The following is an 18359-nucleotide window of genomic DNA, read 5'->3' as shown; positions in this document are numbered from 1 at the left end:
CGTACCAACTTGGAGTTCGGAAATCCGGTTGCAAGGTTAACTGATTTCCTCGTTTTGGTGATGCTGGGTTGAATCAATTCTTCTCTTCCGATGTAGGGCGGCAAACTTGGCCGGCGGCATGCGTTTGCAGCTACTGTGCGGCCTGACTTCGTTATAGTCCTGCCGCCAGTCCGTGATGGTGGCTTTGGCCTGCGGTAGCGTCTCGAACCAGTCCTCGTTCAGGCACTCGTCCCGGAACTTGCCGTTGAAGCTCTCGATATAGCCGTTCTGCATCGGTCGCCCCGGCTCAATCAGGATATGCCGGATGCCATGCCTGAGCGCCCAAGCCATGAATGCCCGACTGGTGAATTCGGGGCCGTTGTCGGTTCGCACCGCATCGGGATAGCCGCGGAAGATGGCAGCCCGATCCAGGATACGGGTGACGTACTGCCCCGAGATGCCGTCATCCACGGCAATGTCGACACACTCGTGGCTGAAGTCATCCGCCACCGTCAGGCATTTAATTCGACGACCGCTGGCCAGGCTGTCACTCACAAAATCCCTGCTCCACACCTCATGAACTTGCTGGGCGATCTGCAATGGCACACGCTCAGACATTGGCCGCTTGGCCTTCTTGCGTTTCCTGACCGCCAAATTGGCATTGCTGTAAAGCCGATATACCCGCTTGTGGTTGATGCCGGGAAATACCGGCCGCAGCAGGTCATGAATACGTCGATAGCCAAAACGCCGTCGCGCCTGGGCTAGATCAACGATGGCAGCGCTGATCTGCTCGTTCTCTGGGGTTGATTGCGGCGGGTGGCGGTAACTGTCTCGGGATAGCCCCACAAGACGGCACGCATGACGTTCAGTGAAGCCGTGTTTCTCAATGGCTACACCAATCGCTACACGTTTCACTTGTGGGGCTATCTTTTTACCCCGAGCACATCCTTGAGCACGTGCATGTCGAGGTAGGCTTCAGCCAGCAACTTCTTGAGCCAGTTGTTCTCAACCTCCAGATCACGCAGTCGCTTGGCGTCGGATGCCTGCATACCACCAAACCTGGAGCGCCACTTGTAAAAGGTCGCGTCACTGAACCCGCCTTGGCGGCAGAGTTCCTTGATCGGCATCCCGGCTTCGGCTTGTTTCAGAAAGCCGATGATCTGTTCTCCGGTGAATCGTGTTCGTTTCATATCCGTCATTCTCCATAAAATTAACGGACTTCACGAACTTTACATTGGTACGGCAGGTGGGGAGCAGGTCACCAGCGCGAGCGCGTCAGCCACCCGTTGTATCGAACTCGCGATGAAGCAAGGGCGGATCGGTTCGACGACATCGAACGGTTCCACAATCCCGGAATGCGCCGTAGAGTGGCCAGGCAGGACAAGACGTTTTCTGCCCTTTTAAAACCGTCCATGGAAACGGGGTAGAACCCCAGACGGAGCGCCGCAACTCCAGTCTCTGGTGGTCATTCTGGGGAACTGGCGTTGGCTATGGCGACAACATGACTGCCTATGAGATCGCGGCACTCAGGGGACAAAGGCAGGCGATCCAGGAGGCCATGCGGCGAAAACCCTGTCGTTGAGCCTGAAGGATGCGCCGCTCACTCGCATCCCCATGCGGGCGATGGTGGTGCACGCCCGATCAAGTTCCCGGTGAGCGCTGACCCGCTATCCATTCCATAGCCAAGACAATGTTGATTCCGTCCCGAATCTCTCGTGGGTGGCGGCGATGGAGACGAAACAATCTGTTCGAGAATTTCTTTGCACCTTGCCGTGTCGAAGCAGCCGCCTGTTCAACAACCGGTAGCTGTTATGGAAATTCTCATACTCGCATCTGTGCTCGTGCTGGCGATGGCAACCGTCGACTTACCCAATTGCAGATCCCCCAGGCTTGAGATGATTCCTGTGAAAGCCAGGAAAGTGCGTCGCCGCCGAACAACTGACTACTGACAGGACGTCCTGTCCCACGTAGCAATGCATGACAAGAGCAGTGTCTTAACAAGCCCCGTCCACGGGTCTTTTTTTCTGTCTGCCGGCAACGCGGGATACCGTTGCCACCCCATGCCACCAGGGGATAGCCATAAGGGTGTGCTCCCCGTACTATGCGGTCTCCCGGTGGGCATTGCGCCGGTGATCAGGGGCTAATCGTCGACGGAGGACATGACATGAAGCGGCTGGGATGGAGTTGGGCATTGTGGGCCATGGTGGCCTTGGTCGGTTGCGGCGTGCAGCTGGAAGGCTCGGTCGCCGAGCAGCGCCGGCAGGTCATGGCGATGGAAAGCGATACCCTCAGCAAACTTTACAGTCAGCATCCGGGTGCGCGCAGGCACGTCCAGGCGGCAGCCGGCTACGGCGTGTTCGACGCCAGTGGCGGCAAGTTCCTGTGGGGCGGGATGGATCACGGCAACGGTGTGGTGGTGGACAACCGCTCGCGCAGACGTACCTATATGAAGATGTTCGAGCTGCAGCCAGGGCTGGGGTTCGGCTATACCAATTTCCGCTTGGTCTTCGTCTTTGACACGCGCGAGGCGATGAACGATTTCGTCACTTCCGGTTGGGAGTTCGGCGGCCGGGCCACGGCGGCGGCCAAGGATGACGTGCAGGGTGCCGCCGGCGACCTCGGTTACAACGTGGCGCCGGGCATCAACGTCTATCAGCTGACGGAGAAGGGGGCGCTGGTGGGCCTCAGCGTCACGGGTGCCAAGTATTGGCGCAACGACGATCTCAACTGAACAGCCTCGCTGCCTGCAGGCGCGGCAGCGGCATCAACCGGGCCGTGCTCAGGGATCCAGCGGGTAGAAGCGGTAACAGTTGCGCCCCGCCTGCTTGGCTGCGTACATCGCGGTATCGGCATACTTGATCAGCGCGTGGGCGTCCTCGTCGCTGTTCCGCGGATAGACGGCGATGCCGATGCTGGTGGTGATGTGCAGTTCGTTGCCCTTGATGAGGATGGGTTGGGCCAGGGCGCGAAGAATTTTTTCCGCCACGGTTGCCGCGTCCCGTTCGCGGATGATTTCGGTCAGGACGATGACGAACTCGTCGCCCCCCTGGCGACTCACCGTGTCCGCCCTGCGCACGCAACCGCGCAGGCGCCTGGCGAATTCCTTGAGCAGTCCGTCGCCGGCGTCATGGCCCAGGGTGTCGTTGATCTGCTTGAAGAAGTCCAGGTCCAGGAAGAGGACGGCCAGGGTGCGCTGGTGCCGTTTGGCCAGGGCTATGGCGTGATGCAGCCGGTCCAGCAGCAGGCGCCGGTTGGGCAGGTTGGTCAGGATGTCGTAGTACGCCAGGTGATGGATTTTCTGCTCCGTCTTCTTGCGGTCGGTGATGTCGCGCGCTGCCGCGAATACCCCGCGCAACTCGCCGGACTCGCCGCGGAAGACGGTGGCGTTGTACAGCACGTCGGTCCTGCGTCCCGAGTGGTGGCGGATGGTGAGGGCGTAATCCCTCACATAGCCCTGTTCCAGTACGCGCCGGTAGCCGGCTTGGGCCCGTTCCGGCTCGGTGAAGTAATCGGCGAAATCGGTGCCGATCAGCTCCTCGCGCGGTACTCCGGTCACCTCCTCGGAGGCCTTGTTGACGTCGGTAATCTTGCCCTCGGGACTGATGACGACCAGGGGGGTCCAGGCTGGCTTCCAGCAGGCTGCGCGCGTAGTGGGCCGCGCGCCGTAGCGCTTCCTGCGCCTGCTTGCGTTCGCGGATGTCCTGCACCGCGACCACCGCCCCCATGATCTCCCCATTCCGCAGGATGGGGCTGGAGACGAGCGCAACCGGGATCCAGGAGCCGTCCTTCCGCACCAGCCAGTCGTCATCGGCGTGCAGGGTCTGGCCGGTGTGCAGGCTTGCGTTCACGCAGCAGGCGCTGGGATGAATGCGGCCGCCATCCGGGCGCATGTCGTGAAACATGGCGTGCGCCTCCCTGCCGATCAGTTCCGCGATGCTCCAGCCCAGCAGTTTTTCCATCTCGGGGTTGGCAAAGACGATACGGCCATCGGTATCCAGCACGTAGACGCCTTCGCCCAAGGTTGCGGTGATTTCCTTGAGCTGTGCCTCGCTTTTCGACAGCGCCTCTTCGGCACGCTTGCGCTGGATCGCCAGGCTGGCCAGATGCGCCGCCCGGGTGGCAATCTGCAATTCGTGCGGCGCCGGCACATGGGGCGCACGATGGTAGATCGCGAAGGTGCCCAGCAGGGTGTCGGCCGAGGTGAGAATCGGCATCGACCAGCAGGCGGCCAATCCGTGCGTCCCGGCCAGCATCCGGTAGTCCCGCCAGAGCGGGTCCTGCGCGATATCCGCGACAATGACAGTCTGCTTGCGGTAGGCCGCGGTGCCGCAGGAGCCGGCGGTGGGGCCCGGGCTGAAGCCGTCCACCGCCTGGTTGTAGTGGTCCGGCAGGCTGGGGCTCGCCCCGAGCCGGAGTTGCCCGGTGTCGTCCAGCAACAGGATGGAGCAGAGCGCGCCCGGCAGGATGCTCTCGATACCCAGGCACAGGGTTTCCAGGATGACCGGCAGGGATGTGGAGCTGCTGACCGTGGCCAGGAGCGAGTTCTCCAGTTCCAGCAGACGTTCGTTGCGCCGCTGTTCGGTAATGTCGCAGCCGGCCAGCACGATCTCGATGTCGCTTGCGTGGCCGGCATGCCGGACTAGGGACCATTCCGCCACGACCAGGCGCTTGCCTTGCCGGGTTCGCACCATGACTTCCGTTTTGCCGCTGCCCAGATTGCCGCGGAACAGGGCCAGGATTCGCCGGCGTTCCCGGGCGTCCAGCAGGCGCAGTACCTGCCGGCCGATCAGCTTCTCCCGCGGGCTCTCCATCAGTCGGCTGGCGGCGAGATTGGCCAGCAGGATCCTGCCGTGGCGATCCACCACCAATAGTGGATCGGGAGACACGGTCAGGACTTGTTCCAGGAATTCCCGCGACGCCTTCAGCTCCGCCCGGGCGTGCTTGAGTTCCTGGACCGCATCGCCCCACAGCTGGCGCAGCCGCTCCGCCTGCTTGATGCCTTCTGCCAGCAGCCGGTTCTTGCGTTCCAGTACCTCGAGCTGGCTCCGCCAGTCCGGATGCTCGGCTTCCCCGTTCATGCCTCAGCCATCCAGCGCGGCGTAGAGAATGTCGGTTCCGCAGCGCAGGGAGCGGAGGTACGCCAGCGCGGCCGCGACATCGCGGGCGGGGATGATCGAGCCATGCTGTGGCAGGATGGCATCGATGGGCAGTGTCTCGATCCGCTGGACGAAGCCTCGCGCGGCCAGGTTGGAGGCCATGTAGTCCAGGTGGAACAGGTTCATCTTGGCGATGTGCTCCTCGAAGTTTTCCACCAGCAGTGTCCAGTCCAGGTCCAGTGCGGCCCAGATATCGCCCGAGAAGAGAAAGCGCGCCCGCGCATCGTAGGTGGTGAAGGCGCCGGGGAAGTGCAGGAACGGCGCTTCCACAAACCGCAACCGGGCGCCGCTCGGCAGTTCCAGCGACGGTTGTGCCGTCACGTCGCAATAGTCGTAATCGCGGCAGCCATAGTGTGGCAGCAGCACCTGGGTACGTGGCGTGGTGTAGACGCGGATGGCCGGGTTGAGGTCCAGCCAGTCGACCATCGAGGCCGCCACGTCCGGATCCTGATGGCACAGCACCATGCCGGTCACCTGCTCGGGTGGCAGGATTTGCGCTGCCCGCTCCCTGACTTGGCCAAAGAACGCCTTGCTGCCGGGATCGACCAGGATGGCTTCCTTGCCGTCATGGATCAGGTAGGCATTGCAGCGGAAGGCGGTGACTTCGGTGATGCCCAGCCAGTAAATGCGGTGCCCATCCTCGTCATAGAGCACGGTGGGCCGGTCCGTGTCCACCTGAAGTTGCGGAACCGTGTTGATCGTCATGTCGCTCATCGTCCTCCATGCGGAAAGGGATCCATGATGCATCTTATCCTCAAGGGTTGGAAAAGTGATGAGAAATGCCACGATATGAAGGGTTTATATCCGGAAAGGGTACCGTGCCAGCACCATGGTCCGGAACTGGAGGCACCAGCGCCGGCAAGGTCCTTGGCTGCTTTGCCGGAGGTCGGGAAATCATTGACAAGGCTGGGGCGGCAATGCCATGTTGCCGGCCGGGCCGGGGTCAGGCGGCCGCCGCCCGCGATTCCGGCCGCGTGCCGGGACATCCATAACAACAAGCGAGGAAACCTCATGGCCCTGATAACCTGCCCATCCTGCGCCGCCCAGACCTCCGACACGGCCGGCACCTGCACCCATTGCGGCAATCCCGTGCGGGCCGTGGCCCCGATCCGCCAGCTCAGCGGCAAGCTGGCGCTGATCGGCGTCGTTGTCATCGCGGTCGCCGTCATTGGCACGGCGCTCGGTACCTGGTGGGGGCCGGCGGCCCTCCTGCCCGGCATCGCGCTGTTCATGATGGCGAAATTCCTCTGAAGTCCGCGGGCGGAAGACCGCGCCGGGCGGCGTCTGCCCCGTCGTCCCCGGGCCCGCCCAAGGCCCTTGCCCTTGCGGCGGGGCCGGCGAAACCGGGCGCCGACGCCGGCACGGTCCGCCCGGGATGCAGTAGCCCCGGGTGCCGCCGTCTAGCGGTAGAGCAGGCAGGCGTCGCGCCGGGCGAGCCAGTCGTCCTCGTCGGCACGGGCCAGCGCGTCGAGGTCGCCGGGCTGGGCGGTGGCGTCGTCCACCCACTCCCGCAGCAGCGGGCTGCCGTTGATGAGATCGATGGCCAGACGATCGAACTCGTATTCGTAGGCGAAGTCCCGCCATAGCGGGTAGTCCGGCCACAGCCGGCGGATGCCCTTGAAGGCCAGCGCCTGCAGACGCCAGGGGCGAAAGGCCTGATGGTCGTAGGCGGGATCGTCGACGTGGATCTGCACACCGGCGCAGAGCTGGCCGGCATGCTTGTGGAAGGTGGGCTCGAACCAGCACGGGCGCAGCCGGCAGCCCCGCAGCCAGTCCGGCGCCAGTGCCTGCATCTCGGCCAGCAACCGCTCGGCGGCCAGATCCGGCGCGCCGAACAGCTCCAGCGGTCGGGTGGTGCCGCGGCCCTCGGACAGCGTCGTGCCCTCCAGCATCACGGTGCCGGCATAGGCGCGCGCCATCCACAGGTTGGCCGCGTTGGGGCTGGGGTTGATCCAGCTGCGCTCCCCCAGTGGCCAGCCGTGGCCGGGCGCGGCTTCCGGCTGCCAGCCCTGCATCTCGATCACCCGATAGTCGAGGTCCAGATCGAACGCGGCCACGAACCAGCGTCCCATCTCGCCCAGGGTGAGGCCATGCCGCATCGGCATCGGCCCCGCGCCGACGAAGCTTTCCCAGCCCTCGTGCAGGCTCAGGCCTTCGACCGGCCGGCCGGCCGGGTTGGGGCGGTCCAGCACCCACACCGACTTGCCGTGCCGGGCCGCCGCTTCCAGCACATAGCGCAGTGTGGTGATGAAGGTGTAGATACGGCAGCCGAGATCCTGCAGGTCGACCAGCAGCACGTCGAAGCTGTCCATCATCGCCGCAGTGGGGCGGCGCACCTCGCCGTACAGGCTGAACACCGGTATGCCCAGCGCCGGGTCGCGGAAATCCGGCGACTCGACCATGTTGTCCTGCTTGTCGCCGCGCAGGCCATGCTGGGGGCCGAAGGCGGCCGTCAGCCGGATGTCCGGCAGGCCGGCCAGCGCATCCAGCGAGTGGCGGAAATCCTGGGTCATCGAGGCCGGATGCGCCAGCAGGGCGATACGGCGGCCGGCCAGCGGCCGGCGCAGTGTCGGGGTTTCGAGCAGGCGGTCGATGCCGAATTTCATGGGGTTTCGCCGGATGATGGGGTCGGTCGGGGCATGGGGGGCAGCGTCAGCCGGAAGGCGGCTGCGGCGTGGAAATCGGGCGTGCCGGGCGGATGGTGCGCCGCCCAGTAGCTGATCTCGCCGGATGGGGTGGCCAGCACGGTGGCCAGCGCCAGTTGCCAGCCGCCGGTTTCCCGGTCCCAGCCGGACAGGTCGAGGCAGGCGGTGAGTTCGTGGGTCCCGGCGTCGCCCGTGCAGGCGATGGCGGGTGCGGCAACCGTCTGGGGTGCGTGAATGCCCTGGCGATAAGCGTCGAAGCGGTAGATGGCCCAGTCGCCGCGGGGGGTGAAGTTGACCTCCCAGTAGCCGGGGTTCCCGTCGCGGCGCAGGAAGGCCTCGAAGCAGGTGCTGCGCCAGAGTTCATCCCGCCGGGTCGGCGCGGGGCCAGGGGGCGGCAGCCGGAGTTGTGCGAGCGCGCCGCGCAGCCGATAGCGCAGGAGCAGGTGCCCCGGAGCTTGCCAGCCGTAGTCGACCGACAACTGGTGGACGGCAGGGCAGGGCGTGGCGGGATGAGGGCTCAGCGGGATGGTGCGCATGTATCTATTGTAGCGGCTGGCCGGCGGCGCTTGGGGCGGCAGGATGGCACCGGGGGCCGGTCATGGCTGCCGGGGCGCGTGCGTGGCCGGAATCGGTTAGCATGCTGGCCGCAACCACCGTTTCCACTTCGTCCGCAGGAGTTCCCGCATGAGCAACATCCGCGCCTGGGCTGCGCTGGCCGCCGGTAACCGCTTCGTTCCCTACGAATACGATCCGGGACCGCTGGGACCGGACGAGGTCGAGATAGCCGTCGAGCACTGCGGCATCTGCCACTCCGACCTGTCCGTGCTGCAGAACGACTGGGGCATTTCGCGCTATCCCCTAGTGCCCGGGCATGAGGCGGTCGGCCGTATCGTCGCCGTGGGCGAGCGGGTCGCGGGACTGGCGCCGGGCCAGCGGGTCGGCGTCGGCTGGCATGCCGGCAGCTGCATGCACTGCCACAGCTGCCTCGGTGGCGATCAGCATCTGTGCGCCGCGGCCCAGGCAACCATCGTCGGCCATCACGGCGGTTTTGCCGAGCGCCTGCGCAGCCACTGGGCCTGGGCCGTGCCGATACCCGATGCACTCGATCCCGGCGCGGTCGGCCCGCTGCTCTGCGGTGGAATTACCGTTTTCTCGCCCTTGCTGCTGTACGGCATCCGGCCCACGGCCCGGGTCGGCGTGGTCGGCATCGGTGGCCTGGGGCACATGGCGCTGAAATTCCTCAGGGCCTGGGGCTGCGAGGTGACCGCCTTCACATCCAGCGAAAGCAAGCGCGAGGAAGCCCGCCGGCTCGGCGCCCACCGGGTCGTCTCCAGCCGCGATGCCGGCGCCATGCGTACCATGGCCCGGTCGCTTGACCTGATCATCGTCACCGTCAATGTGCCGCTGGACTGGGATACCCTGATGGCGACGCTGGCGCCCAAGGGCCGCCTGCACCTCGTCGGTGCCGTGCTGGAGCCGATCCCGGTCGCCGCCATGAACCTGCTGCTGGGGCAGCTGGATGTTTCCGGTTCGCCCACCGGTTCGCCCACCGCCATCGCCACCATGCTGGCGTTCGCGGCGCGGCATCAGGTGTTGCCGCAGGTCGAGCACTTCCCGATGAGCCGGGTCAACGACGCCTTCGAACATCTGCGCGCCGGCAAGCCGCGCTACCGCATCGTGCTCGACGCCGATTTCGGCTGATTCGCGCCGCCGCCCGATGTCACCGCCGATGTGCCCGCGTCCCGGGTGGTGGGCATGCCTGTGCCTGCTGTTGCTGGTGTCGGCCTGCTCGCTGTTCCGGCCGGCCATCGACCCGGTCGCCGTGCGCTACGGCCCCGGCGCGCCGATCGACCGCGAGCTGGACGCCGGGCAGTATCTCGCCAGCCTTGCCCGGGGGCAGGTGTCCTATCCGCGCGACGTCAAGCCCATCCTCGACCATCGCTGTGTGGTCTGCCACGGCTGCTACGATGCGCCCTGCCAGCTGAAGCTGGAGTCGCCGCAGGCACTGGACCGCGGCGCCAGCAAGCTGGTGGTGTTTGATGGCGCGCGGCTGGCGCCGATGGCGCCCACGCGCATGCGGGTGGATGCCGACAGCACGGCCGGGTGGCGCGAGAAGGGCTTCTACCCGGTCCTGAACGAGCGCCGCGAGTCGCCCGAGGCCAATCGCGACAATGCGCTGCTGGCCCGCTTCCTCCAGCTCAAGCAGCAACATCCCCTGCCGTCCTCGGGGCGCCTGGCCGATGACTTCGACTTCGATCTGAACCGCTCGCTGGAATGCCCGCGGCCCGGCGAGTTCGACGATTTCGCCCGGCGTCACCCCGGCTGGGGCATGCCATATGGTTTTCCGGGACTGACGCCGCGCGAGCACCGGACGCTGAGCGACTGGATCGCCCAGGGCGCGCGCTATCCCGAACCGTCGCCGCTGCCGGAGCCGGCGCGGCGCTGGGAGGATTTCATGAACGCCGACGGGCTGAAGTCGCGACTGGTGGCCCGCTATGTCTACGAACACCTGTTCATGGGGCACCTGCACATCCAGGACCAGCCGCCGGGGACCTATTTCCGGCTGGTGCGCTCGACCACGCCACCCGGCGAACCGGTGCACGAGATACCGACCGTGCGGCCCTACGACGATCCGGGCGGGCGCTTCTGGTACCGCCTGCGCCCCCTGCAGCAGACCATCGTCGACAAGAACCATAGCGTCTACGAGATCGGCGATGCGCGTATCCGCCGCCTCAGGGCGCTGTTCCTCGAGCCCGACTACGCCGTCCGCCGCTGGCCGGGCTATCAGCCGGGCGTGGCCGCCAACCCCTTCCGCGTCTACGACGATCTGCCGGCGAAGGCGCGCTACCGGTTCCTGCTGGACGATGCCTATTACTTCATCTCCGGCTTCATGAAGGGGCCGGTCTGTCGCGGGCAGGTGGCGCTCAACGTGATCCGTGACCAGTTCTGGGTGCTCTTCTACGATCCCGACCACGACCGCATCAGCAGCGACGCGGATTTCCTGCGCTCGGAAGCCAATCGCCTGCGGCTGCCCAGCGAGCAGGGCGACGCGGTCGGCCTGGAGGACCTGATCGTCAGCTACACCGAGGCGCAGACCCGCTATCTCGCATCCAAGCAGGCCTATCTTGCCGATTTGCCGGACAATGTCCGCAACAGCCTGGACGCCCTGTGGCTGGGGGACGGGCACAATCCGAACGCCGCCCTGACGGCATTCCGGCACTTCGACAGCGCCTCGCTGATGTGGGGCCTGGTCGGCGCGCGGCCAGCGACTGCCTGGGTCATCGACTACCCGCTGTTCGAGCGCATCCACTACCTGCTGGTGGCGGGGTTCAACGTGTTCGGCTCGGTCACCCATCAGGCCGCGACACGGCTGTACATGGACAACCTGCGCCTGGAGGCCGAGAACAATTTCCTCAGCTTGTTCCCTGCCTCGGCACGGCCGGCCATCTATCGGCACTGGAACCGCGGGCTACTGGCCGAGCTCAACTCGGCGCTGGTCAATCCCTATTACGGCTATGGCAAGGACACCGCCGTCGACTACCGGACCCGCGATTACGCCAACGAGCTGTACGGCGCCATCGAGGCCCGCCTGGGACCGCTGGCGGGACCTGCGACCACGCTCTACCGCTGCGCCCGGGCCCCCTGCGAGCGCGACAGCGCCACGCCCCTGGAGCGGCGCGCCGAGCGGGTGCTGAAGCCGCTGACCTTTCTGACCGGCGGCGGCATCCAGTACCTGCCGGAGCTGTCCTTCCTGCGCGTGCACGAAGCGGACGCGCCGATCGGCGAGGGCGCCGTCTACAGCCTGATACAGAACAAGGCGCTGGAGAATGTCTCCTTCATGTTCTGGGAATCCGCCCGGCGCCTGCCCGCGGAGGATACCCTGACCATCGTGCCCGGCTTTGTCGGCAGCTATCCGAATTTCTACTATGACGTTGCCATCGACCGGCTGCCGGATTTCGTCAGCCGGGTGCTGGCGCTGGGCGGGAGCGCGGACGCCACCCGTCTGGCCGCCGACTTCGGTGTGCGGCGGACGCGCCCCGATTTCTGGAATTACGCCGATTTCTTCAACCGCCGCCACCTGGGCCAGAGCCCGCTGACCGCCGGGCTGTTCGACCTGAGCCGCTACGAGAACCGGTAGCGGCGCGGTTGCCGGTGGCCGGATCGCCTGCCGGCTGCCCCGGTTCGGCCGGCGAGGGGGCCGTGCGCATCCCTCACTCGACCAGCGGGGTACGCTTGGGCAGGGCGTCGTATTCCTCCAGGCTGATGCGGCGCGCCTCGTTTTCCAGCATCACGGGGATGCCGTCGCGGATCGGATAGGCGAGGCGGTCGCCCCGGCAGATCAGTTCCTGTTCGTCCTTGCGGTAGACCAGATCGCCCTTGCAGATCGGGCAGACGAGGATTTCAAGCAGCTTCTTGTCCATGGCGTGGGTTCTTCAGTTGCGTCAGGAATCGGGCGCCGAAATCGGCGGGGAGCTCTGCGGCGACCGGCACATACCAGTGGTTCGGGCGGGCGAAGCCGGCGCATTTGACGGCGTCCTTCTCGGTCATCAGCAGCGGGGCCGCGCCGGCGAAGGCGAGATCCCCGGGGCGGAACACATGATGGTCGGGGAAGGCCCGGGCCACAAGCGTCAGGCCGCGATCTTCGAGATGGCGGAAAAAGCGTGGCGGGTGGCCGATGCCGGCCACCGCGCAGACGGTCTGGCCCGCGAACCGGTCGAGCGGCTGGCTGAGCGCGGGATCGAGCAGGTTCACGGCACGATCGCCGGTCAGCGTCATGACGGTGGCGCCTGCGGGACCCCGGCCGGTCCAGACGACGAAGTCGACGCTGTCGAGCCGTTCCGGCGGTTCGCGCAGGGGGCCGGCCGGCAGGCAGTGGCCGTTGCCGAGGCCGCGCGCGCCGTCGATCAGGGCGATCTCGAGGTCGCGGCCGAGGGCGTAATGCTGGAGTCCGTCATCGGCCAGGATGAGGTCGACGTTCCCCTGGGCGAGCAGGGCGCGCGCGGCTTCGGCGCGGCGCGGGAACACCCCGACCGGGCAGCCGGCGCGGCGGGCCATGAGCACGGGCTCGTCGCCGGCCAGTCCGGGCGGCGTGTCGGCGCCCACCTGCAGCGGGTGCGACAGCCTGCGGCCGCCGTAGCCGCGGCTGATGATGCCGGGCCGGTAGCCAGCCTGGCGCAGGAAATCGGCCAGCCAGAGCGTCAGCGGCGTCTTGCCGGTGCCGCCCACGGTAAGGTTGCCGACCACCACCACCGGGACCGGCAGTCGCTCGACCGGCCTGCGCCCCTCGCGGTAGGCCTTGCGGCGCAGGGCGACGGCCCGCCGGAACAGCGCCTCCGCGCCGGTCAGCCAGGGGCCCGGACGCTCGTTGTCGTACCACTGTGCTTGCAGCCAGGCGGCCACGGCGGCTTTGCGGTTCACGCCCGGGATCAATCGCCGCCGCGGTTCTCGGCCGCGAGGCTCACGCGCCGGTAACCGAGCAGGCCGGCCGCGTCCAGCACCATGATCACGGATTGGTGTGGGGTGGCGCGGTCGGCGTCGATGACGATCAGCGGATCGGGATTGCCGCCGGCGGCCGCCTGCAGCGCCGCCTTGACGGTGGCCAGGTGGCTGTCCGGAAGCTCCTGCTGGCCGATCCGGTAGCGGCCTTCGGCGCTGATCACGATCTGCACGGCCTGGGCATGGCTGGCCTCGCCCGCGGCGCCCGGCGCATCCGGCAGGCTGATGCGCAGCTGCGCCTCGCGGCTGAAGGTGGTGGTCAGCACCAGGAAGATCAGCAGTACGATGAGCACGTCGATCATCGGGATCAGGTTCAGCTCCGGCTCCTCGCGCTGGCGCGGACGGAAATTCATGACGGCTGGCCCGGGGCGTCGACACGGTCCAGGGCGTCGAGCAGTCGCACGGCCTCTTCCTCCATGCGTACCGTCAGTTCGGCGACCTTGCCCTGGAAATAGCGGTAGAAGATCAGGCTGGGAATGGCGAGCGCGAGGCCTGCCGCCGTCGCCATCAGGATTTCCGAGATGCCGCCGGCCAGCTGCGCCGGATTGGCGATGTCGCTGCCGCCGGCGGAGAAGTTGGCGAAGACCTTCATCATGCCGAGCACGCTGCCGAGCAACCCCAGATAGGGGGAAATGGAGGCGATCGTGCCCAGGGTGTTGAGGTAGCGTTCCAGCTCGTGCACGACCTGCCGGCCAGCCTGCTCGACGTTCTCCTTCAGCGTCTCGCGTCCCTGGCGCTGGCTGCCGAGTGCCGCCGCGACGATCGCGCCGAGTGGCGAGCTGGCCCGGATCCGGCGCAGCTCCATGGCATCCAGCCGCTGGTTGCGGTGCAGCTCGACGACGCGGGGAATGAGTTCCGCGGGCATGACACGGACGGTGCGCAGCGACCACAGCCGTTCGCCGACGATGGCCAGGGCGACGACCGAGCAGGCGATGATGGGCAGCATCACCCAGCCGCCGAGTTTGATGATTTCCAGCACGGGGGACTCGTCAGTGGTATGTCCGGCGGCCGCCCTGGCGGGACAGCGGTTGTGGTCGGCAGGGATCGGCCGGTCGGGCGGATTCTATCATTTCGCCACCCGCTCCCGGCCGCTTGCCGGGACATTGCCCGGGCGGCGGGCGCGCCGGCATGTGGGTGGGGCGGAATTCCATTAGAATGCGCGCTCCCTGGAACCACGTCATCCCCCTGTCATGATGCACCGCACGACCGCGGCCCTGTTGTCGCTCACGCTTCTTCTGCTCTCGGCCTGCGGGCAGAAGGGCCCGCTGTACATGGAGGGCCACGAGCCGCCCGGCATGAAGACGGCGAAGCAGCCGGTCAGGAAAGCCCCGGCCGAGCCGACGCCGCAGCTCGAACCTTCGGCGCCGAACTGATGGATCATTTCAATTACCGCGGCAGTTCGCTGTATGCCGAGGACGTGCCGCTGGCGCGCGTCGCCGCGGAATATGGCTCGCCCTGCTATGTGTATTCCCGGGCCACGCTGGAGCGCCACTGGCACGCCTTCGACCGTGCCTTCGCCAACCATCCGCATCTGGTCTGCTATGCCGTCAAGGCCAATTCCAACCTGGCCGTCCTGAATGTGCTGGCGCGCCTGGGGTCCGGCTTCGACATCGTCTCGGTCGGCGAACTGGAGCGCGTGCTGGCGGCCGGCGGCGATCCGGCGCGGGTGGTGTTTTCCGGTGTCGGCAAGCGCAAGGACGAGCTGCGGCGGGCGCTGGAGGTCGGCATCCGCTGCTTCAACGTCGAGGTGGCCGGCGAGCTGGACCGGCTCAACCGCATTGCCGGTGAGCTGGGCTGCAAGGCCCCCGTATCGCTGCGCGTCAACCCCGATGTCGATGCCGGTACCCATCCCTACATTTCCACCGGGCTGCGCGAGAACAAGTTCGGCATCGATGTCGAGACCGCGCTGCACGAGTATCGGCGGGCGGCGGCGATGCCCCATGTCGAGGTGGTGGGCATCGACTGCCACATCGGCTCGCAGCTGACGTCACTGGCGCCGTTCGTCGATGCCCTGGCGCGGGTCCTGTCGATTGTCGAGCGCCTGAAGCAGGAAGGCATCGGTATCCGCCATCTCGATCTCGGCGGCGGCCTCGGCATTCGCTATCAGAGCGAGGAGCCGCCGGAGCCGGCCGAGTACGCCGGCATACTGTCCCGGCAGCTGGCCGGGCTGGACTACGAGGTGCTGATCGAGCCGGGCCGGGCCATCGTCGGCAATGCCGGCGTGCTCCTGACCCGCGTGGAATACCTGAAGTCCACCGGCGCCAAGGACTTCGCCATCGTCGACGCGGCCATGAACGATCTGATCCGGCCCTCGCTCTACCAGGCCTGGCAGGCTATCCTGCCGGTCGAGGTCGACCACCGGCAGGTGGCGCGACGCTACGATGTGGTCGGGCCGGTCTGCGAGACCGGCGACTTCTTGGGCAAGGACCGAGAGCTGGCAATCCGCGAGGGCGACCTGCTGGCGGTGCGTTCCGCCGGCGCCTACGGCTTCTGCATGAGCTCCAACTACAATGCCCGGCCCCGCGTCGCCGAGGTGCTGGTCGACGGCGATCGCGCCTTCCTGGCCCGCCGTCGCGAGACGCTGCCGGAGCTGTTCGCCCTCGAAGCCGTGCTGCCGGGCTGAGCCATGCTGCTCAAGTTCACCAAGATGCAGGGCCTCGGCAACGACTTTGTCGTTGTCGACGCCATCCGCCAGGCGGTGCAGCTGACGCCGGAGAAGATCCGCTTTCTGGCTGACCGGCATTTCGGCGTCGGCTGCGATCAGGTGCTGCTGGTGGAATCGGCGCATCAGGCGCATGCCGATTTCCGCTATCGCATCTTCAACGCCGACGGCAGCGAGGTGGCGCAGTGCGGCAACGGCGCCCGCTGCTTCGCCCGCTTCGTGCGCGAGCAGGGGCTGACGGACAAGGACGAGATCCAGGTCGACACGGATGCCGGGCGCCTGGTGCTGCGGCTTTCGGCGACCGGCCAGGTGACCGTGAACATGGGGGTGCCCCGGCATGCGCCGGCGGAGATTCCGCTGGTCTTTGCCGACGAGCGCTACCGCTATCCGGTGGAACTGGAAGGGCGGACCTGGTCCTTCGGTGCCGTGTCGATGGGCAATCCGCATGCGGTGCTGCTGGTCGATGCGGTCGATACCGCGCCGGTGGCGGTGCTGGGGCCGCAGCTGGAGAGCCATCCGCTGTTCCCCGAACGCGTCAATGTCGGCTTCATGGAGGTCGTCGAGGCGCACGCGATCCGCTTGCGCGTGTTCGAGCGGGGCTCGGGCGAAACCCTGGCCTGTGGCAGTGGCGCCTGCGCGGCGGCCGTGGTTGGCATCGAGCAGGGCCTGTTGCGCAGCCCGGTATCGGTCGAGTTGCCGGGTGGCCGCCTGTCGATCGCCTGGCAGGGGCGGGGTTGCCCGGTGTTCATGACCGGTCCCGCCGTCACCGTCTTCGAGGGAGTCATCGAGTTATGAAGCAGTTTCTGTCCACGCGTCGCGGCGAGGAGTCGATCGGCGGAGCGGAGGTCGCACGTTATCTCCAGCGTCATCCCGAGTTTTTCGGCGAGCATCAGTATCTCCTCGAAACCCTGACGATCCCGCACGAGAGCGGTACCGCGGTGTCGCTGGTGGCGCGCCAGCTCGATGTGCTGCGCGAGCGCAACCGGCGGCTGGCCCAGCAGCTCGATGAACTGGTGCAGATCGCGCGGGAAAACGATGCGCTCTACCAGCGCACGCATCAGCTGACGCTGGCCCTGTTGGACGCGCGCACTGTCGAGGATGTGCTGGCCAGCCTGGATTGGGGCCTGCATCAGTATTTTCAGGCCGACTTCGGGGTCGTGCGGATACTTGCGCCCTGGCGCGACAGCCCGGTTGCCAACCTCTTCGTGCCGCGCGGCGCGACCGTGGCCAGCTGGTGCGAGACGGTCATCGACGCCGAGCAGCCCTGGTGCGGTCGCCCCGAGCCGGAGCCGGCAGCGTTCCTGTTCGGCCGGCAGGCGGCGGAGGTTGCCTCGATGGCGGTCATGGGGCTTCGCCATGCGGGGCTTCGAGGGTTGTTCGCCATCGGCAGCCGCGATGCCGCCCGCTTCCGGCCCGATATGAGCTTCGTGCTGCTGGGGCAGATGAGCGAGATTCTGGCCGCGCGGCTGGCGATGCTGGTCCATGAGCCCGGCTAGGGCATGGATGCCGCGGCCCTGCAGCAGCTGGAGGCCTATCTCGACAGCCTGAGATTTCAGCGGCGGCTTTCGCCGCACACGCTGGCTGCCTATGGCCGCGATCTCCGACAGCTGCGCGACTACTGCGAGCGTCGCGGGTTGCCTGACTGGCAGGCGCTGAAGGCCGCCGATCTGCGCCAGTACCTGGCCCAGCGGCACCGCGAGCAACTCGGCAGCCGCAGCTTGCAGCGAGCCTTGTCGGCTCAGCGGGGTTTCTTTGCCTGGCTGATCCGGGGCGGCGAGCTGGCGGGTGACCCGACGGTGGGCCTGCGTGCCCCCAAGGCGCCGCGCCGGCTACCGGAGGTTCTGGATGTGGATCAGGTGGTCAGCCTGCTGGAGGTGCCGGTCGATGACATTCTGGAGCAGCGCGACCTGGCCATGTGGGAGCTGTTCTACTCCTCCGGCCTGCGGCTGTCCGAGCTGACCGGGCTGGATATCGTCGATGTCGACCTGCGCGACGGCATGGTGCTGGTGCGCCAAGGCAAGGGCCGCAAGTCCCGGCAGGTTCCCGTCGGCGCCTGTGCCCGCAAGGCCATGGCGGCCTGGTTCGCGGCGCGGGACCGTCTGGTCCGGGAAGGCGAGACCGCCGTTTTCCTCAGCCGGCGCGGTACGCGCATCGCGCCGCGCACGGTGCAGGCGCGGCTGGAGCGCTGGCAGTTCCGGCTGGGCCTGTCCGAGGGCCTGCATCCCCACCGTCTGCGGCATTCGTTTGCCAGCCATCTGCTGGAATCCAGCGCCGACCTGCGCGCCGTCCAGGAATTGCTGGGGCACGCCAATCTGAGTACGACGCAGGTTTACACGCACCTGGATTTCCAGCACCTGGCCAGTGTGTACGATCGCGCCCATCCACGCGCACGTTCCGGTCGCAAGGGCGAGTGAACCCGCC

At 66.9% G+C, this 18359-nt stretch carries 18 protein-coding genes and 2 pseudogenes; 10 read left to right on the top strand and 10 right to left on the bottom strand.

Features of this window, described 5'->3' with window-relative positions:
* Window positions 1–36 precede the first annotated feature (36 nt).
* Window positions 37–1169 (bottom strand): IS3 family transposase gene (locus ACH5N8_RS12665; protein WP_483281567.1). Its coding sequence is split into 2 segments (ribosomal slippage): window positions 37–914 and window positions 914–1169, totalling 1134 coding nucleotides; the frame shifts between segments, so codons are not numbered across the junction.
* Window positions 1170–1241: 72 nt separating this feature from the next.
* Here ACH5N8_RS12665 and ACH5N8_RS12660 point away from each other — a divergent pair.
* Both ACH5N8_RS12660 and ACH5N8_RS12655 read left to right on the top strand, forming a co-directional pair.
* Window positions 1242–1406, top strand: a pseudogene (locus ACH5N8_RS12660) (IS3 family transposase); the annotation flags it as partial.
* Window positions 1407–2143: 737 nt separating this feature from the next.
* The gene (locus tag ACH5N8_RS12655; protein WP_460027356.1) at window positions 2144–2710 is read left to right on the top strand and encodes a lipid-binding SYLF domain-containing protein; all 567 of its coding nucleotides are present in this window, start codon (window positions 2144–2146) and stop codon (window positions 2708–2710) included.
* Between the two features lie 48 nt (window positions 2711–2758).
* On the opposite strand, the gene ACH5N8_RS12650 is transcribed toward ACH5N8_RS12655, so the two are convergent.
* The 3 genes and pseudogenes from ACH5N8_RS12650 to ACH5N8_RS12640 form a co-directional block, all read right to left on the bottom strand.
* A complete protein-coding gene (locus ACH5N8_RS12650) occupies window positions 2759–3715 on the bottom strand; it encodes a diguanylate cyclase domain-containing protein (protein WP_483281566.1) in 957 nt (318 codons plus the stop codon).
* Window positions 3657–5057 (bottom strand): annotated as a pseudogene (locus ACH5N8_RS12645) (PAS domain-containing protein); the annotation flags it as partial. The gene ACH5N8_RS12650 and the pseudogene ACH5N8_RS12645, both read right to left, overlap by 59 nt.
* A gap of 3 nt (window positions 5058–5060) precedes the next feature.
* Window positions 5061–5840 carry an oxygen-binding di-iron domain-containing protein gene (locus tag ACH5N8_RS12640; protein WP_483281565.1) on the bottom strand — a complete coding sequence of 260 codons (780 nt, stop codon included), beginning with the start codon at window positions 5838–5840 and terminating at the stop codon, window positions 5061–5063.
* 306 nt (window positions 5841–6146) lie between these two features.
* On the opposite strand from ACH5N8_RS12640, the gene ACH5N8_RS12635 reads away from it, so the two are divergent.
* Window positions 6147–6386 (top strand): hypothetical protein, encoded by a 240-nt coding sequence (locus ACH5N8_RS12635; RefSeq protein WP_460027359.1) that lies wholly within the window; start codon window positions 6147–6149, stop codon window positions 6384–6386.
* A 149-nt stretch (window positions 6387–6535) separates the two neighbouring features.
* Here ACH5N8_RS12635 and ACH5N8_RS12630 read toward each other — a convergent pair whose 3' ends face one another.
* Window positions 6536–7741 (bottom strand): exo-beta-N-acetylmuramidase NamZ family protein, encoded by a 1206-nt coding sequence (locus ACH5N8_RS12630; RefSeq protein ID WP_483281564.1) that lies wholly within the window; start codon window positions 7739–7741, stop codon window positions 6536–6538.
* The gene (locus ACH5N8_RS12625; RefSeq protein WP_483281563.1) at window positions 7738–8316 is read right to left on the bottom strand and encodes a DOMON-like domain-containing protein; all 579 of its coding nucleotides are present in this window, start codon (window positions 8314–8316) and stop codon (window positions 7738–7740) included. The genes ACH5N8_RS12630 and ACH5N8_RS12625 overlap by 4 nt, the downstream gene beginning before the upstream one ends.
* A 148-nt stretch (window positions 8317–8464) precedes the next feature.
* Here ACH5N8_RS12625 and ahr point away from each other — a divergent pair, with 148 nt between their 5' ends.
* Entirely contained in the window at window positions 8465–9481 is a 1017-nt protein-coding gene (ahr, locus tag ACH5N8_RS12620; protein ID WP_483281562.1) for an NADPH-dependent aldehyde reductase Ahr, read from the top strand.
* Window positions 9482–9509: 28 nt separating this feature from the next.
* Window positions 9510–11918, top strand: coding sequence for a fatty acid cis/trans isomerase (locus tag ACH5N8_RS12615; protein WP_483281561.1), 2409 nt, complete (start codon window positions 9510–9512; stop codon window positions 11916–11918).
* Window positions 11919–11991: 73 nt separating this feature from the next.
* Here ACH5N8_RS12615 and ACH5N8_RS12610 read toward each other — a convergent pair whose 3' ends face one another.
* From ACH5N8_RS12610 to ACH5N8_RS12595, 4 genes are read right to left on the bottom strand one after another with little or no spacing between them, the layout of a single operon-like run.
* A complete protein-coding gene (locus ACH5N8_RS12610; RefSeq protein ID WP_460027364.1) occupies window positions 11992–12201 on the bottom strand; it encodes a Trm112 family protein in 210 nt (69 codons plus the stop codon).
* Window positions 12182–13198 carry a tetraacyldisaccharide 4'-kinase gene (lpxK, locus tag ACH5N8_RS12605; RefSeq protein WP_483281560.1) on the bottom strand — a complete coding sequence of 339 codons (1017 nt, stop codon included), beginning with the start codon at window positions 13196–13198 and terminating at the stop codon, window positions 12182–12184. The genes ACH5N8_RS12610 and lpxK overlap by 20 nt, the downstream gene beginning before the upstream one ends.
* A gap of 8 nt (window positions 13199–13206) precedes the next feature.
* On the bottom strand, window positions 13207–13629 hold the full coding sequence (locus ACH5N8_RS12600) for an ExbD/TolR family protein (RefSeq protein WP_483281559.1): 423 nt from the start codon (window positions 13627–13629) through the stop codon (window positions 13207–13209).
* Window positions 13626–14255 (bottom strand): MotA/TolQ/ExbB proton channel family protein, encoded by a 630-nt coding sequence (locus tag ACH5N8_RS12595; protein ID WP_460027367.1) that lies wholly within the window; start codon window positions 14253–14255, stop codon window positions 13626–13628. Before ACH5N8_RS12595 ends, ACH5N8_RS12600 begins: the two co-directional genes overlap by 4 nt.
* A gap of 211 nt (window positions 14256–14466) precedes the next feature.
* On the opposite strand from ACH5N8_RS12595, the gene lptM reads away from it, so the two are divergent.
* From lptM to xerC, 5 genes are read left to right on the top strand one after another with little or no spacing between them, the layout of a single operon-like run.
* Window positions 14467–14649, top strand: coding sequence for an LPS translocon maturation chaperone LptM (lptM, locus tag ACH5N8_RS12590; protein WP_460027368.1), 183 nt, complete (start codon window positions 14467–14469; stop codon window positions 14647–14649).
* Window positions 14649–15899, top strand: coding sequence for a diaminopimelate decarboxylase (lysA, locus tag ACH5N8_RS12585; protein WP_483281558.1), 1251 nt, complete (start codon window positions 14649–14651; stop codon window positions 15897–15899). The genes lptM and lysA overlap by 1 nt, the downstream gene beginning before the upstream one ends.
* A 6-nt stretch (window positions 15900–15905) precedes the next feature.
* Window positions 15906–16733, top strand: a complete 828-nt coding sequence (gene dapF / locus ACH5N8_RS12580) for a diaminopimelate epimerase (protein WP_483283193.1) — start codon at window positions 15906–15908, stop codon at window positions 16731–16733.
* The gene (locus ACH5N8_RS12575; protein ID WP_483281557.1) at window positions 16730–17434 is read left to right on the top strand and encodes a DUF484 family protein; all 705 of its coding nucleotides are present in this window, start codon (window positions 16730–16732) and stop codon (window positions 17432–17434) included. The genes dapF and ACH5N8_RS12575 overlap by 4 nt, the downstream gene beginning before the upstream one ends.
* Window positions 17435–17437: 3 nt before the next feature.
* Window positions 17438–18352, top strand: a complete 915-nt coding sequence (xerC, locus tag ACH5N8_RS12570) for a tyrosine recombinase XerC (RefSeq protein ID WP_483281556.1) — start codon at window positions 17438–17440, stop codon at window positions 18350–18352.
* Window positions 18353–18359: the final 7 nt, after the last annotated feature.

Source organism: Methyloparacoccus sp. NF-16 (genome assembly GCF_056880625.1).
This window is presented reverse-complemented; position numbering and strand designations above follow the sequence as displayed.

Bases quoted from the DNA above. Each gene is read 5' to 3' on its own strand.
- ACH5N8_RS12655 (WP_460027356.1), top strand. From the start codon at position 2,144: ATGAAGCGGCTGGGATGGAGTTGGGCATTGTGGGCCATGGTGGCCTTG.
- ACH5N8_RS12650 (WP_483281566.1), bottom strand. From the start codon at position 3,715: ATGGGGAGATCATGGGGGCGGTGGTCGCGGTGCAGGACATCCGCGAAC.
- ACH5N8_RS12640 (WP_483281565.1), bottom strand. From the start codon at position 5,840: ATGACGATCAACACGGTTCCGCAACTTCAGGTGGACACGGACCGGCCC.
- ACH5N8_RS12635 (WP_460027359.1), top strand. From the start codon at position 6,147: ATGGCCCTGATAACCTGCCCATCCTGCGCCGCCCAGACCTCCGACACG.
- ACH5N8_RS12630 (WP_483281564.1), bottom strand. From the start codon at position 7,741: ATGAAATTCGGCATCGACCGCCTGCTCGAAACCCCGACACTGCGCCGG.
- ACH5N8_RS12625 (WP_483281563.1), bottom strand. From the start codon at position 8,316: ATGCGCACCATCCCGCTGAGCCCTCATCCCGCCACGCCCTGCCCTGCC.
- ahr (WP_483281562.1), top strand. From the start codon at position 8,465: ATGAGCAACATCCGCGCCTGGGCTGCGCTGGCCGCCGGTAACCGCTTC.
- ACH5N8_RS12615 (WP_483281561.1), top strand. From the start codon at position 9,510: ATGTGCCCGCGTCCCGGGTGGTGGGCATGCCTGTGCCTGCTGTTGCTG.
- ACH5N8_RS12610 (WP_460027364.1), bottom strand. From the start codon at position 12,201: ATGGACAAGAAGCTGCTTGAAATCCTCGTCTGCCCGATCTGCAAGGGC.
- ACH5N8_RS12600 (WP_483281559.1), bottom strand. From the start codon at position 13,629: ATGAATTTCCGTCCGCGCCAGCGCGAGGAGCCGGAGCTGAACCTGATC.
- lptM (WP_460027368.1), top strand. From the start codon at position 14,467: ATGATGCACCGCACGACCGCGGCCCTGTTGTCGCTCACGCTTCTTCTG.
- lysA (WP_483281558.1), top strand. From the start codon at position 14,649: ATGGATCATTTCAATTACCGCGGCAGTTCGCTGTATGCCGAGGACGTG.
- ACH5N8_RS12575 (WP_483281557.1), top strand. From the start codon at position 16,730: ATGAAGCAGTTTCTGTCCACGCGTCGCGGCGAGGAGTCGATCGGCGGA.
- xerC (WP_483281556.1), top strand. From the start codon at position 17,438: ATGGATGCCGCGGCCCTGCAGCAGCTGGAGGCCTATCTCGACAGCCTG.